The sequence below is a fragment of the Mycolicibacterium holsaticum DSM 44478 = JCM 12374 genome (assembly GCF_019645835.1).
Classification (GTDB): domain Bacteria; phylum Actinomycetota; class Actinomycetes; order Mycobacteriales; family Mycobacteriaceae; genus Mycobacterium; species Mycobacterium holsaticum.
The window spans coordinates 1,208,562-1,223,285 of record NZ_CP080998.1; the positions used below are offsets into that span (position 1 = coordinate 1,208,562).

11 protein-coding genes are annotated in these 14,724 nt (G+C 69.1%); 7 read left to right on the plus strand and 4 right to left on the minus strand.

Going from position 1 to position 14,724, the window contains the following annotated elements:
* Positions 1-11 precede the first annotated feature (11 nt).
* From K3U96_RS05875 to K3U96_RS05885, 3 genes are all read left to right on the plus strand, one after another.
* Positions 12-1,364 (plus strand): hypothetical protein, encoded by a 1,353-nt coding sequence (locus K3U96_RS05875; RefSeq protein ID WP_220692374.1) that lies wholly within the window; start codon positions 12-14, stop codon positions 1,362-1,364.
* A gap of 84 nt (positions 1,365-1,448) precedes the next feature.
* Entirely contained in the window at positions 1,449-1,895 is a 447-nt protein-coding gene (locus K3U96_RS05880) for a hypothetical protein (RefSeq protein WP_220692375.1), read from the plus strand.
* An 80-nt stretch (positions 1,896-1,975) separates the two neighbouring features.
* Positions 1,976-2,386 carry a hypothetical protein gene (locus K3U96_RS05885; protein ID WP_205870945.1) on the plus strand — a complete coding sequence of 137 codons (411 nt, stop codon included), beginning with the start codon at positions 1,976-1,978 and terminating at the stop codon, positions 2,384-2,386.
* A gap of 21 nt (positions 2,387-2,407) precedes the next feature.
* On the opposite strand, the gene coaA is transcribed toward K3U96_RS05885, so the two are convergent.
* The gene (gene coaA / locus K3U96_RS05890; RefSeq protein WP_069403908.1) at positions 2,408-3,346 is read right to left on the minus strand and encodes a type I pantothenate kinase; all 939 of its coding nucleotides are present in this window, start codon (positions 3,344-3,346) and stop codon (positions 2,408-2,410) included.
* Between the two features lie 30 nt (positions 3,347-3,376).
* Between coaA and K3U96_RS05895 the strand changes: the two genes are divergently transcribed.
* The 4 genes from K3U96_RS05895 to phoH2 all read left to right on the plus strand — a co-directional run bounded on the left by K3U96_RS05895 (position 3,377) and on the right by phoH2 (position 8,636).
* Positions 3,377-4,582, plus strand: a complete 1,206-nt coding sequence (locus tag K3U96_RS05895) for a DUF885 domain-containing protein (protein ID WP_220692376.1) — start codon at positions 3,377-3,379, stop codon at positions 4,580-4,582.
* A 105-nt stretch (positions 4,583-4,687) separates the two neighbouring features.
* Positions 4,688-6,166: a glycine hydroxymethyltransferase gene (locus tag K3U96_RS05900; RefSeq protein ID WP_220692377.1), complete on the plus strand. Its 1,479-nt coding sequence runs from the start codon at positions 4,688-4,690 to the stop codon at positions 6,164-6,166.
* A 137-nt stretch (positions 6,167-6,303) separates the two neighbouring features.
* Positions 6,304-7,131, plus strand: a complete 828-nt coding sequence (locus K3U96_RS05905) for an acyl-ACP desaturase (RefSeq protein WP_220692378.1) — start codon at positions 6,304-6,306, stop codon at positions 7,129-7,131.
* Positions 7,132-7,322: 191 nt separating this feature from the next.
* Complete coding sequence (gene phoH2, locus K3U96_RS05910) at positions 7,323-8,636, plus strand: RNA 5'-3' helicase PhoH2 (RefSeq protein WP_220692379.1); 1,314 nt, start codon at positions 7,323-7,325, stop codon at positions 8,634-8,636.
* A 51-nt stretch (positions 8,637-8,687) separates the two neighbouring features.
* On the opposite strand, the gene K3U96_RS05915 is transcribed toward phoH2, so the two are convergent.
* The 3 genes from K3U96_RS05915 to K3U96_RS05925 all read right to left on the minus strand — a co-directional run bounded on the left by K3U96_RS05915 (position 8,688) and on the right by K3U96_RS05925 (position 14,550).
* Entirely contained in the window at positions 8,688-8,894 is a 207-nt protein-coding gene (locus tag K3U96_RS05915) for a hypothetical protein (protein WP_069403904.1), read from the minus strand.
* Between the two features lie 79 nt (positions 8,895-8,973).
* Entirely contained in the window at positions 8,974-11,760 is a 2,787-nt protein-coding gene (locus tag K3U96_RS05920; RefSeq protein ID WP_220692380.1) for a helix-turn-helix transcriptional regulator, read from the minus strand.
* Positions 11,761-11,790: 30 nt separating this feature from the next.
* Positions 11,791-14,550, minus strand: a complete 2,760-nt coding sequence (locus K3U96_RS05925) for an AAA family ATPase (RefSeq protein WP_220692381.1) — start codon at positions 14,548-14,550, stop codon at positions 11,791-11,793.
* Positions 14,551-14,724: the final 174 nt, after the last annotated feature.

The following is a 14,724-nucleotide window of genomic DNA, read 5'->3' on the forward strand; positions in this document are numbered from 1 at the left end:
ACACTGGAGCCATGGCTGCGCTGTCAGCGGTGGTCTTCGCGCTCAGCTGGTGGTTGGGGTTGTATCTGCTCGCCCGCGATCCGCGTAAACCCGTTCTGGTGCTGGCCGCGATCGGGTTGACCAGCTTCGGGTTGGTGGTGGCGCTGGACGCGGTGCGGGTGATCAGCGGTTCGGACACGCTGGGCCGCATCGAGATCTACCTTGTCGCGGTGCCGGGCATCGCCTGGTTCGCCGTCCTGCTCGAACTGTCTCGGCCCCGGGAAACCTGGCGCAGCCGCGCGGGGGAGATCGCGCTGGTGGCCGCGGTGGCCGCGGCGGCCTTCGTCGGCGCGGCGATGGCCGGCAGCGTCGAGGGCCCGCTGCGCACCGGGCACTGGGTGATGTTCGCGGCGATCTCGGTGTCCTCGCTGGGCGCGATGGTCACCGCGGTGCTGCGCCGGTCACAACCCGGACCGGTGGTGGGCTTCGTCGTCGTCGCGACGCTGTTCTTCGCACTGGGCAACGCGATCCTGATCATCCCGCTGGGCCTGGTGCCGAGCTGGCTGGCGTTGGCGGGCACCGGTTTTGACGTGGCACTGCTCGGTGTCGCGGTCGCGATCGGTGACGCGTTCGACGAGGGCCAGGCGTTGCGCGCCGACATGCTGCGCTCCTTTGCGGCGACGACGGTGGTGGCGGTGCTGTTCGGCGGTCAGGCGCTGATCGGGCTGGCGGTGACCGGCCACGACACCGCGCTGACCGTGCTGCTGTTCACCAGCGTGGGCATCGCGATCGCGATCAACGTGCTCGCCGATCCGCTGGCCGGTGTGCTGGACCGGGTGGCGTTCTCGCGCTCGCCGGCGTTGCGCGCCGATCGCGCCACGCTGCGCGACGCGGAGAGCGCGCTGCCGCGCCGGTCCACCAACCCGCTCGACGACGTCGACGACGAGGCCTTCGTGCGCCTCACCCGCCGCGCCCTCGGCCACTACGGGGACCTGTCCAAACTGGTGGCCAGCCCGCTGACCGCGCTGCCGGTCATCGACGACCGCCTCGCCGCCCGCGGTGCGCCCGATCAACCGTTGGAGCGGGCCAACGAACTCAAGGCGCTGCTGGCCGACCGCATCGCCCGGCTCAAACCCCGCGACGGCGGCGACTTCGGCACCACCGAACAATGGCGCCACTACAACGCGCTGTACTTCCCGTACGTCGTCGGGGTGCGGGCGTACGCGCAGAACGCCACCGCGTCCGGCCTGGACCCGGTCGCGCGCCAGGCCTGGCAGTGGTTCGTCACCGAGGTGCCGCAGCGCTCACTGCACAACTGGCAGAACGCCGCCGCCCGGCTGATCGCCGCCGATCTGCGCGGCAGCCTGGTCAGCGTCCAGGACTGAGGCTCAGGACGCTGACCTGCGGTTGGCAGTAGTTGGCAGCGTCTGGTGTCGATCTGGCAGTGCCGCGAAAGCAGCATCGAAGCCATGACCGCAATCGCCACCCGCCCGATCCGGGACGGCTCGGCAGACCGAGCCGACGCCGCCGCGGGCGATGCCCTGTTACGTTTCGCGCTGCGCGCCGACGCCACCCTGTGCGGTGTGCTCGGCCTGCTCGTCGTCATGGCCTCCGACCCCTTGTCGCGGCTGGCCGGACTGTCGGCCACCGCCGAGTGGATCGGCGGGACAGCGCTGGTCGGCTACGGCGCGCTGCTGTTCGGCCTGGCCGGTCTGCGTGACGTGCGACGCGTCGGGTTCGGCGTGCTGGGCGGCAACACCGCGTTCGCGGTGTCGGTCGCCGTCGTGCTCATCGCGGGCTGGCTGCCGCTGACCGAATTCGGCACCGCCGCGACGATCGCGTTCACCGCCGCCACCGTCGTCTTCGCCTACGCCCAGTACCTCGGGGTGCGCCGCCTCGGCGCAGCCCTGCCATGACTGGTCCGGAGCCGCCGTCGTCAGAGGTTGCGGCGTCGGCTCCGGAACGGTCCCATCCATCACCTGAAAGGAACCCTGCGATGACCGCCATCACCCGACCCAGACTTTCCGACTCCACAGATTCGTTGCTGCGCTTCGCCATGCGCGCCGACGGGGCCCTCACCGGGCTGGCAGGCATCGCGGGCGTTCCGCTTGCCGGCTGGCTGGCCGACCTCTCGGGCACCACCACCGCGTTCGAGTACGCGATGAGCGCGTTCTTCATCGTCTACGGGGCGGCGGTGCTCGGGCTCGCGGCGCTGCCGTCGGTGCGTGGCCCAGGCATGGCGGTGATCATCGCCAACGTGGTGTACACGGTCGGCGCGGTGGTGCTGGTGCTGGTCGACGTGTTCCCGCTGACCACGCTCGGTGTGGTGCTGACACTTGCCACCGGCGCGTACACGCTGGTGTTCGCCGAGCTGCAGTACCAGGGCTGGCGGCGGATCAAGGCGTGAATGATGCTGGCCGCCAACCGGTTACAGCTTGCGCAGCCGCAGCCGGTTGATTGAGTGGTCGGCGTCCTTACGCAACACCAGCGTGGCCCGCGGCCGGGTCGGCAGGATGTTCTCGATCAGGTTGGGCCGGTTGATCGAATGCCAGATGTCGCGGGCGGCGAACACCGCCTGGTCGTCGGTCAGCGTCGCGTAGTGGTGGAAGTGCGAGGCCGGATCGGCGAACGCCGTCGTGCGCAGGCCGAGAAACCGTGCGATGTACCACTGTTCGATGTCTTCGATGCGGGCGTCGACGTACACCGAGAAGTCGAACAGATCCGACACCATCAACGTCGGCCCGGTCTGCAACACGTTGAGGCCCTCGAGGATGAGGATGTCGGGATGGCGCACGATCTGCTTTTCACCCGGCACGATGTCGTACAGCAGATGTGAGTAGACCGGTGCGCACACCTTGTCTGCGCCCGACTTCACCGAGGTGACGAACCGCATCAGCGCCCGACGGTCGTAGCTCTCCGGGAAACCCTTGCGGCCCATCAGGTTCCGCCGGACCAGCTCGGAGTTGGGGTAGAGGAACCCGTCGGTGGTGACCAGGTCGACGCGCGGATGGTGTTCCCAGCGGGCCAGAAGTGCCTGCAGCACACGGGCGGTGGTGGATTTACCGACGGCGACGCTGCCCGCCACGCCGATGATGAACGGCACCGGACGGTCGGGGTTCTGCTGCGGTTCACCGAGGAACTCCGCGGTGGCCTCGAACAACCGCTGCCGCGCGGCGACCTGCAGATGGATCAGCCGCGCCAGCGGCAGGTAGACCTCCTCGACCTCGAGCAGGTCGAGCTTCTCGCCGAGACCCCGCAACTTCTGCAGTTCGTCCTCGGAGAGCTTCAACGGCGTCGACATACGCAGCGCACGCCACTGACGTCTGTCGAACTCCACGTAAGGGCTGGGTTCGCTCAGCCGCGCCATGCGCTCAGTGTTGCATTTAACGTTGAGGCCATGGACGCCAGCACCTCATTTTCGTTGGTCCGGGAGTACCTGCTGCTCGGGTTGCGCTTCGACCGGATCGAAGAGGGGTACGTCGACGCGTTCACCGGCGACCCGCAGCTGCGCCGCACGGTGGCCGCAGAACCCCCGCCCGACCCCGCTGACCTGGCGCGTCAGGCCGAACGGCTGCTGGCCGAGCTGCCCGCCGGGCTGGAGCCGGTGCGCGCGGATTTCGTCGCCGCCCACCTGCGCGCGCTCGCCTGCGCCGCACGCAAATTCGCAGGTGAGGACGTCGGGTTCGTCGACGAGGTCGCGGCGTACTTCGACGTGCACATCGGCAAGGGCGACGAGGACCGCTACCGGCAGGCGCACCGCCAACTCGACGAGGCGCTGGGCGGGGACGGCCCGCTGGCCGGGCGGATGGCCGCCTACCGCGCCGGCGAGGAGATCCCGCCCGCACGCCTCGAGGAGTGCATCCATGCGTTTTCCAGCGCGCTGCGGGACCGGGTGCGCGCCGCCTACCCGCTGCCGGACACCGAAACCATCACCTACGAGGTGGTGACCGACAAGCCGTGGTCGGGGTTCAACTACTACCTGGGCGACTACCGCTCCACCGTCGCCGTCAACGCCGACCTCAAACAGCAGATGGCCAACCTGCCCCGGCTGGTGGCCCACGAGTCCTATCCCGGCCACCACACCGAGCACTGCCGCAAGGAGGCCGGTCTGGTGGCGGGCAAGGGCCAGCAGGAGCAGACGATTTTCCTGGTCAACACCCCGCAATGCCTGATGGCCGAGGGCCTGGCCGACCTGGCGCTCTACGCGGCGGTCGGGCCGCAGTGGGGGAGTTGGGCCGCCGAGATCTACGCCGACGTCGGCCTGCGGTTCGACGGCGAGCGGGCCCTGGCGGTGTCGGACGCTGGGCATCTGCTAGCTGATGTGCGCCAGGACGCGGCGCTGATGCTGCACGACGAGCACCGCGATGTCGACGACGTCGTCGCGTTCCTCAAGCGATGGCTGCTGGTCGACGACGAGCGGGCCCGCCAGATGCTGCGTTTCCTGTCGTCGCCGCTGTGGCGCGCCTACACCAGCACCTATGTCGAGGGTTACCGGTTGCTGCGCGGCTGGCTCGACGACCGCCCGGCAGGCGTCGGGCTGACCGAGCGGTTCGGCACGCTGCTCGACGAACCGCTGATCCCCTCGGCGTTACGAGCGGCCTAGCCGTCCCCCGCGGCGCGAACGTGGGTTACCGGCACGCCGAGGGCGCCGGGGACGTGCGTCAATCCCACACTCGGCACTCAACGCACGGGCATTAGGCTGGACCCCATGACTGCAGACCCTGCGACCACCTACGCTGCTGCTCCCGGTGCGGAGTACGCCGAGACCGCCAGCCAGGCCTACCGGGCAGCGCTGCAGGTCATCGAGTCCGTCGAGCCCCGCATCGCCGCCGCGACGCGCAAAGAGCTTGCCGACCAACGAGATTCACTGAAGCTGATCGCCAGCGAGAACTATGCGTCGCCGGCGGTACTGCTGACGATGGGCAGTTGGCTGTCCGACAAGTACGCCGAGGGCACCATCGGGCACCGGTTCTATGCGGGCTGCCAGAACGTCGACACCGTCGAAACCGTGGCCGCCGAGCATGCCCGCGAGCTGTTCGGCGCGCCATACGCATACGCTCAGCCGCACTCGGGAATCGACGCCAACCTGGTCGCGTTCTGGGCCATCCTGGCCACCCGCGTCGAAGCTCCCGAACTGGCGGCGCTCGGCGTCAAGCACGTCAACGACCTGTCCGAGGCGGACTGGGAAACGCTGCGCAACAAGCTGGGCAACCAGCGTCTGCTCGGCATGTCGCTGGACGCCGGCGGCCATCTCACGCACGGTTTCCGGCCGAACATCTCGGGCAAGATGTTCCACCAGCGCAGCTACGGCACCGACCCCGAGACCGGGCTGCTCGACTACGACGCGCTGGCCGACGCCGCGCGCGAATTCAAGCCGCTGATCCTGATCGGCGGCTACTCGGCGTATCCGCGGCGGGTCAACTTCGCCAAGCTGCGCGAGATCGCCGACGAGGTGGGCGCCACGCTGATGGTCGACATGGCGCACTTCGCCGGGCTGGTCGCTGGCAAGGTGTTCACCGGCGACGAGGACCCGGTGCCGCACGCCCACGTCACCACCACGACGACGCACAAGTCGCTGCGCGGACCCCGCGGCGGTCTGGTGCTGGCCCAACCGGAGTACGCCGACGCCGTCGACAAGGGATGCCCGATGGTGTTGGGCGGCCCCCTTTCTCACGTAATGGCCGCCAAGGCCGTGGCGCTGGCCGAAGCGCGCCAACCCGCGTTCCAGTCCTACGCCCAGCGCGTCGCCGACAACGCCAAGGCGTTGGCCGACGGATTCCTCAAGCGCGGTGCCCGACTGGTCACCGGCGGCACCGACAACCACATCGTGCTGCTGGACGTGACGTCGTTCGGGCTGACCGGGCGCCAGGCCGAGTCCGCGCTGCTGGATTCCGGTGTGGTCACCAACCGCAACTCGATACCCGCCGACCCCAACGGCGCCTGGTACACCAGCGGCATCCGGTTCGGCACCCCGGCGTTGACCACCCGCGGGTTCGGTGCCGAAGAGTTCGACCGCGTCGCTGAGCTTGTGGTCGAGGTGCTGACCAACACCGAGCCGAGTTCGACGGGCTCCGGCGGAATTTCCAAGGCCAAGTACAAACTGGCCGACGGCACCGCCGACCGGGTGCACGCGGCGGCCGCCGAACTGCTGAACGCCAACCCGCTGTACCCCGGGCTGACCCTGTAGGTTCGCGCCTCCGGTTGCCCCCGCAAGTAACGCCGAGATCGACGTTTGGTCGCGTTTTACTCGCACTTTCCCGCCCAACTGTCCGTTTCGGCGGGGCGACTTTCAGAAATGTGTGAACTAGGGTTACAGTTACTTTCATGGCACAGAAACCTGTACCTAATGCGCTGATCACCGAGCTGGAACCGGTCGTGCAGCAGGAGTTACGGCGTCACATCGACTCCGAGGACCTCTGGTACGCGCACGACTACGTGCCGTTCGAGCAGGGCGAGAACTTCGCCTTCCTGGGCGGACGCGACTGGGACCCGTCGCAGGTGACGCTGCCCAAACCCGTCACCGACGCGCTGGAAATCCTGCTGATCACCAAGGACAACCTGGCCAGCTTCCACCGCGAGTTCGTCTTCAGCTTCATCCTCGAGGAGAAGTGGGGCCGCTGGATCGGCCGGTGGACCGCCGAGGAGCACCTGCACGCGATCGCGCTGCGCAACTACCTCGTCGTCACCCGCGAGATCGACCCGGCCGCCAACGAGGACGTGCGCGTCGAGCACGTGATGAAGGGCTACCGCGCTGACACCTACAGCCAGGTCGAGCGGCTGGTGTTCATGGCGTTCTTCGAGCGCGCGCACGCGGTGTTCTGCCGCAACCTCGAAGCGCAGATCACCGAACCGGTGCTCAAGAACCTGGTCGGCCGGATCGCCAGGGACGAGGAACGCCACGAGGAGTTCTTCGCCAACCTCGTCTCGCACCTGCTGAGCACCCACCGCGACGAGACCGTCGAGGCCATCGCCAACCGTGCCGCCGAACTCGGCGTCGTCGGCGGCGACATCGACGCGTACGCCGACAAGGTTCAGCAGGTCGCCGACGCGGGCATCTTCGGACCCGAGCAGCTGCGCCAGGTCGTCACCGACCGGATCGCGGCGTGGGGTCTGGCAGATGAACCGCGGCTCAAGCAGTTCGCCACCGCGTAACCGTTCACCCCGGCGCGCCTGCCCAGCGTGGATGCCGCGACGGGAGTAGCGTCGCTTTCGATGGCTAGTGATGTGCTGTGCTATCCCGGCGGTACCTATCGTTACTTCAACGAGAGGACCGGCCCCGGTCCTCGTGCCGCAGTGTCCACCGACGTGTTCGTGTGGGGCCGCGCGGGCTCGAGGAGCGCTACGTGACTGATTCGGTCGTGCGGACCTATGTGCTCGACACCTCTGTGCTGCTGTCCGATCCGTGGGCGGCCACCCGGTTCGCCGAACACGAAGTCGTTGTCCCGCTGGTGGTCATCAGCGAACTGGAAGCCAAACGACATCACCACGAGCTCGGCTGGTTCGCCCGCCAGGCACTACGGATGTTCGACGATCTGCGCCTCGAACACGGTCGGCTCGATCAGCCGATTCCGGTTGGCACACAAGGCGGTACGCTGCACGTCGAGCTCAACCACAGCGATCCTTCGGTGCTGCCCGCGGGCTTCCGCACCGACTCCAACGACTCCCGCATCCTGACCTGCGCGGCCAACCTGGCCGCAGAAGGCAAACTGGTCACCTTGGTCAGCAAGGACATCCCGCTGCGGGTGAAGGCCGGCGCGGTCGGGTTGTCCGCCGACGAATACCATGCCCAGGACGTCATCACCTCCGGCTGGACGGGCATGGACGAGGTCGACGTCACCGCCGAAGACGTCGACGTGCTGTTCGCCGAGGGTGAGATCGATCTTGAGGCAGCCCGTAATCTGCCCTGCCACACCGGGCTTCGGCTGCTCGGCGGCACATCGCACGCGCTGGGCCGGGTCAACGCGGACAAGCGGGTGCAGTTGGTCCGCGGCGATCGCGAGGTGTTCGGGCTGCGCGGCCGCTCGGCCGAACAGCGCGTGGCGTTGGACCTGCTGCTCGACGAGTCGATCGGCATCGTCTCGCTCGGCGGCAAGGCGGGTACCGGCAAGTCCGCGCTGGCGCTGTGCGCGGGGCTGGAGGCGGTGCTGGAGCGGCGCACCCACCGCAAGGTGGTGGTCTTCCGGCCGCTGTACGCCGTCGGCGGGCAGGATCTCGGCTACCTGCCCGGCAGCGAGAGCGAGAAGATGGGCCCGTGGGCGCAGGCCGTCTTCGACACCCTCGAGGGGCTGGCCAGCCCCGCGGTCCTCGACGAGGTGCTGGCCCGCGGCATGCTCGAGGTGCTGCCGCTGACCCACATCCGGGGCCGGTCGCTGCACGATTCGTTCGTCATCGTCGACGAGGCCCAGTCGCTGGAACGCAACGTGCTGCTGACGGTGTTGTCGCGGCTGGGCACCGGCTCGCGGGTGGTGCTCACCCACGACGTGGCACAGCGCGACAACCTGCGGGTGGGCCGCCATGACGGGGTGGCCGCGGTGATCGAAAAGCTCAAGGGCCACCCGTTGTTCGCGCACATCACGCTGTTGCGCAGCGAGCGCTCACCGATCGCGGCGTTGGTCACCGAGATGCTCGAGGAGATCAGCCCCGGCGCCCTACCCTGACCGCGATTTGTGGAGCCGCAGCCGCGGTGAGCGCGGTCGACGCTCCACAAGTCACCGAGAGCGCATCAGGTACCAGCCCGCGGCCGCAGCCCCACCGAGCGCCACCACCCGGTCGAGGCGGTCGGCGCGCGGCAGGTCCAGCAGCGCGGCCAGGCCCAACGCCGCGAACCCGGTCGCCAGTGCGGGCTGACAGGTGCCGGTCGTCACCAGGGCAGTGCTCTGGGAGGCCGGGATTGCGGCGGCTTGATCAGCGAGCACCAGTACTCCTGAAGGTCTTCGAAGGGTCCAGCGCCTTGACGCTAATTTGTCGAGCCGCATTGGGGAATAGGGGGTTTCCCTATGCCTGCGGACGGGCCTCGGCACCGTTGCCGGGACGTCCGATGTGGCGGCCCAGCTCGGCGCGCGACTTGATGCCCAGCTTGCGGTAGACGCGGGCCAGGTTCGCCTCGACCGTCTTTGGGCTGATGAACAGCGCGGCGGCCACGTCGCGGTTCTTCATCCCGGAGGCGGCAAGCTCGGCGACCCGCTGCTCGGACGGGGTGAGCTGGCCGGTCTGGCGGGGTCCGACGCTGGCCCGCACCAACTCCGAGCGTGCCCGGTCGGCCCACAGCGGGGCGTTGAGCCGCTCGAAGGTGGCGAAGGCTTCCTGGAGCCGCGTCGACGCCGACTCCTTCTTGCGCTGGCGGCGCTCGACCTGGCCGAGCACCAGAAGGGTGCGGGCCCGTTCGAACGGCATCGGCAGCCGTTCGTGGGCGGTCATCGCGCGCCGCGCGGCGGCGTGGGCGGCGTCGAGGTCTCCGCGCGCCGCGAGCAACATGCTGCGCGAGCGTGCGCCGACGGCAAGCATCCACGGCCGGTCCAGCCGCTGCCCGTTACGTTCGAGCGCATCGATCAACGGTTCGGCCTGCGCTGGCCGCCCCGAATGCACCAGCGCCTCGATCGCGTCGGGCAGATAGGCCGCGTTGGGCAGCTCCGTCGGTGTGACCTCCGGGTCGAACGCCGACAGCAACGGGTCCACCGCCGCGAGCGCGGCGTCGTAGTTGCCTAGCGACAGTTCCAGAAACGCCAATGCGCCAAGCACCCGCTCCGACAGCCGGGAAGTCCCTGAGCGCCTGGCACTTTCGAGGGCGTCGGCGATCGCCTGCCGGGCCTCGGCTTCGTGGCCTGCATATGCTGCCAGGTGCGCGCGCAGGCTCTGCGCCAGGAAACGCGGCGTGTTACCACCGAGCTGACGCGCGTACTCCATGGTGTCCTCGGCGAGCAGGTTGGCGTTGACGAGGTCGCCGAGCCACAGCGAGTTCATCACCGCGTGCTGAGCGATGAAGACGTGTTCACCCTCCTCGCCCTTCTCCACGCACCGGACGCGGATCGCCTCGAGAATCTCATCGGCGCCGTCGAACTGGTTCGTCCACTGCAGCAGCAGGGCGTTCTGCACGGTCGGCCGAAACACCAACGGTGTCAACGCTTCCTGGTCCTCTAGTTCCAGCGCACGGCCGATGGACTCCTCGTCGAGGCCCAGGCCCGCGGTGAACCGCAGGATCGAACGCATCCCCAACGCCATGCTCAGCAGGTGCGGCTGGTTCAGCTGTTCGGCATGTGACACCGCCTGATCGGCCGTTCGAACACCCTCCTCGACCTGGTTGTTGTGAAACATGCAGTACGCCAAGGTAATCAGCAGCTGGACCCGCAGCGGGCTGTCCGCGGCGACGTCGTCGAGGGCATCGCGCAGCAGACGGGCCGACTCGAAGAAGCCCTCACCGTAAAGGCGCACCACGGCCAGGCGGCTCAACGCCTCTGCGCGCTGATCGCCCGGCGGCAAGGTATCGACGGTCTCTTCGAGCACCGTGGCCGCCCGGCGGTGGTCGCCGGCGTCGAAATGGTGCAGCGCGCTGCGAAGCCGGCGGTCGGGGGTGTCACCACCGAGGCCGATGGCCAGGTCCACCAGTTCGGCTGCGGCTGCCGGCGCACCGCGCATCCGGGCCGACTCCGCGGCCCGATCCAGCGCGTCGAGGGTGACCTGGTCGCCGCTGGTGGCGGCCAGCGCGAGGTGGCGGGCCCGCAGCTCGGGTTCGTCGACGATCTCGGCGAGCCGCCGGTGCATCGAACGGCGGCTGCCGGGGGCGGCCTGGCTGTACACCCCCCTGGCCAGCAGCGGGTGCGCGAACTGGATCCGGTTGCCGTCGATGGCGATAATACCTTTGCTCTCAGCGACTTCGAGCAACTCGACCAGCCGATCGTCGTCGGCGACCGTCGCGGTCGACACCGACTCGACGGTCGGTGCCGCCATGCACGACGCGGCCAGCAGCGCCTCGTGCACGTCGGGATCGAGGTTGCCGATGCGGCTGCGCACCACGTCGGTCAGTGTGCGCGGCAGCGACATCCCGATGCTCGTCGGGCGGTCCTCGATCGCGCGGGCCAACTCGATCGCATAGAACGGGTTACCGCCGGAAACCTGGTGGATCCGGCCGATCGTGGGACGGGAGAACGACTTTCGCAGCCGAGCCGTCACCGCGGCGTGCAGGTCCGAAACGCTCAGCGGGTTGAGCCGGATACGCTTGAGCGCCTCCGGGCGGGGCAACTGCAGCCATGCCGCACCGGTACCGTCGCCGGGTTCGGTGCGCACGGTGGCGAGGATGCCCGCCGGGCCCATGAGGCGTCGCGCGGCGAACGCGATGACATGCATGCTGGAGGGGTCCAGCCACTGCAGGTCGTCGATCGCCAGCAACACCGGACCGTCCTCACCGAGTCGTTCGATCACCGACAGGAACGCCGCCGCCACCGCCCGCTGGTCGGTCACGGCGTCGTTGTCGGCGCGCAGCAGGACCTGATCGACGGCGAGCAACTGCGGACCCGGCAGATCGGCCCACGTGCCTGCGTCCACCTCGTCGAGCAGATCGGCCAGTGCCGTGTAGGCGAGCACCGATTCTGCTTCTGCCGCGCGGGCGGACAGCACCCGGAACCCACGCGCCGCGGCCTGTTCCAGCGTGGCCAACCAGAGGGTGGTCTTGCCGATCCCGGCCTCGCCCTCGATCAGCAGCGCCGCAGGCCCGGCGGCGGTGGACTGCAGAAACCCGTCGATCGTCCGCTTGTGCGTCGGATGGGTTCCCAGCTGATCCCCGGCCATACCAAAAAGAATGTCAGCAAACCGCGGGGATCACCGGCTGTTCGGGTGATTGCCGGCAGCTGCCATCAACGCCCCGAGCTCAGCGCGTGACCGGATGCCCAGCTTGCGATACGCCCGGGCCAGCGTGGCCTCCACGGTCTTGGCGCTCAGCGACAGCGCGCCGGCCACGTCGCGGTTCGTCATTCCCGACGCCGCCAACTCGGCCACCCGCCGCTCGACGGCGGTCAGGTCACGGCGTTGTTGTGGCGCGGCGCCGGCGCGGCGCAACTGGTCGCGCGCACGGTCCGCCCACAACGGGGTGCCGAGCTGCTCGAACGCCGTGAGCGCCTCGCGCAGCGTCGCCGAAGCACCGTGCTGTCGCTTGCGGGCCTGCAGCGTGCCGAGCACGAGCTGGGTTCGCGCCCGCTCGAAGCGCATCGGCAGCCGGTCGTGGTATTCCATCGCCTGATGTGCGGCGGCCAGCGCCGCGTCCAGGTCGGCGTGTGCGGCCTCCACCAGCGCCCGGCAGCGCGCGCCCATGGCGAGCATCCAGGCCCGGTCGAGCCGGTGTCCGTTCCGTTCGAGATCCACGACGAACTCTTCGGCCTCGGTCACCCGACCCAATTCGACGAGTGCCTCCACCGCGTCGGGCAGATAGGCCGCCGCCGACATCTCCGTGGAGTCCGGTGCGTGCCGCGACATCAGCGGCTCCAGCGTGTTGACCGCAGCGTCGTAATTGCCGAGGGAGAGCTCCAGCAGGCCCAGCGCGGCGTTGGCCTGGTCCTCGTGCCACGCGGTGCCGCTGACCTTGCAGGCGTCGATCGTCTCGGCGATGAGGGGGCGGGCGTCGTCTTCGGCGCCCTCGTAGACGGCAAGCCATGCCGCGAGCAGCAGGCTGAGCATGGTGGGGAACTCACCGCCGAGTTGACGGGCCAGCCCGGTGACGTCCTGGGCCAGCCGCTTGGCCTCGACGAAATCCCCGCGCCAGAGCCGGTTCACCACGACGTAGAAGTCGACGAAGATCAGCTCGCCTTCCTCGCCCCTGTCGACGCAGCGTCGCGCGATGGTGCGCAGCTGCTCATACGATGCGTCCAGTTCGCCGCTGCAGGACAGGATCAGCGCGCGTTCCACGCTGGGGCGCAGCATGGTGGGGATGAACGAGTCGTGATCCTCCAACTCGAGCGCTCGTTGCAGGCTCGGCTCGTCGATGCCGCCGCCGCCGAAGAACTGCAGCGTCGCGCGCACCCCGAGAGCCTGGCTGAGCAGCCCGGGTTCACCGAGTGGTTCGGCGTGGGAGACCGCCTCTTCGCCGAGACGCCATGCGGCCTCGGGTTGGCCGGTCATGTACAGCGCGTATGCCAGCGCGGTCAAGATCCCGGCCCGAAGCGGGCCGCCGGGCGCATCCTCGTCCAGCGCCCGCTGCAGCAACTGCCTGCCCTCGAGGTAGCCGTCGTCCATGAACCGCACGAACGCCAACGCGTGGCGGGCCTGCGCGCGCAGCGGGCCCGGTTGCATGTCGGCAATGGTCTGCTCCAGCAGCGCGCGGGCACGTCCCGGATCACCGGCATCGAAAATGTGGTTGGCCAACAGGATTCGGCGTTGGTGGGTATCGCCGTCGAGCCCGATGGCCAGGTTGAGCAGTTCGGCGGCGGCCGCAGGCGCGCCGCGGGCGTGTGCGGAGGCGGCAGCGTCGTCGAGCGCCTGCAGCGTCTCGGCGTCGCCGGTCGTCGCCGCCAGGGCCAGGTGCCGGGCGTGCAGCTCGGGTTCGACGACGACGTCGGCCAACCGGCGATGCATCGTGCGGCGCCGCGCCGGTGAGGCGTCGGAGTACACCGCGGCTGCCAACAGCGGGTGGGCGAACCGGATCCGGTGGCCCTCGATGGCGACGATGTCCTGCTGTTCGGCGGCCTCGAGCAGCTTGATCACCCGGTCGCGGTCGACGTCGGACACGGCGATCACCCGTTCGACGGTCGGCGTGGCCATCGCGGCGACGGCAAGCAGCGCGTCGTGGGTGGCCGGATCGAGACCGCCGAGCCTGACCCGCATCAGCTCTGCCAACGTTTCGGGAAGTTCGGTGCCGGCGTCGTCGCCGAAGGTGCGGGCCAATTCGATGGCATAGAACGGGTTTCCGCCTGAGGCCCGGTGAATACGGGTGATCGTCGAGCGTGACAGCGGCGGTTCGACACTTTCCGACAGCACGTGATGGATTGCGCGAGCCGACAAGGGCCGCAACGTGACCCGGCGTATCGCGTCGGGGCGGGGCAGATGCAGCCAGGATGCGCCGTCGCCGTCGCCGGGCTCGGTGCGGATCGTGGTGACCAGCCCCACCGGGCCGGTCAGCCGCCGCGCGGTGTATGCGATCACGTACGCGCTGGAGGGGTCCAGCCACGGCAGGTCGTCGACGGCCAGGAGCAGCGGGCCGTCCTCGCTCAACCGTTCGATGATCGACAGGAACGCCGCCGCGACCGCGCGCTGGTCGGTGGCCGCAGGGGAGTCTTCTGTCCGCGACAGGATGTGAGCCACCGCGGCGCGCTGCGGGCCGGGCAGGTATGACCAGGTCGTCGGATCCACGTTCGCGAGAAGGTCGGCCAGGGCGGTATGGGCCAGCACCGACTCCGCCTCGGTGGCGCGGGTCGAGAGCACCCGGAATCCGCGGCGCCGCGCGCGCTCGCACGCCGCCATCCACAGGGTGGTCTTGCCGATGCCGGCATCGCCCTCGATCAACAGCGCCGACGGTGCGCTGCCCGCGCAGTCCAGGAACTCCGCCACCGCCGCCTCCTCGGCGGGTCGGTGTGCCAGATACGCGGGCATTCGGGCTGACTCTCGACGGTTACGGGTGAGCATTCCTGTTGTTGTTGTGCTGGTTGAGCTTATCGACATTCCGCCGATCGCGACCATCGAACCCCGCACCGCTTGCGGCCGGCCCAGGGCGTCGGGCTGCCATAGGTCCGCCTCACCGGTGACCAAAGCCTCCAGCGTCATCGC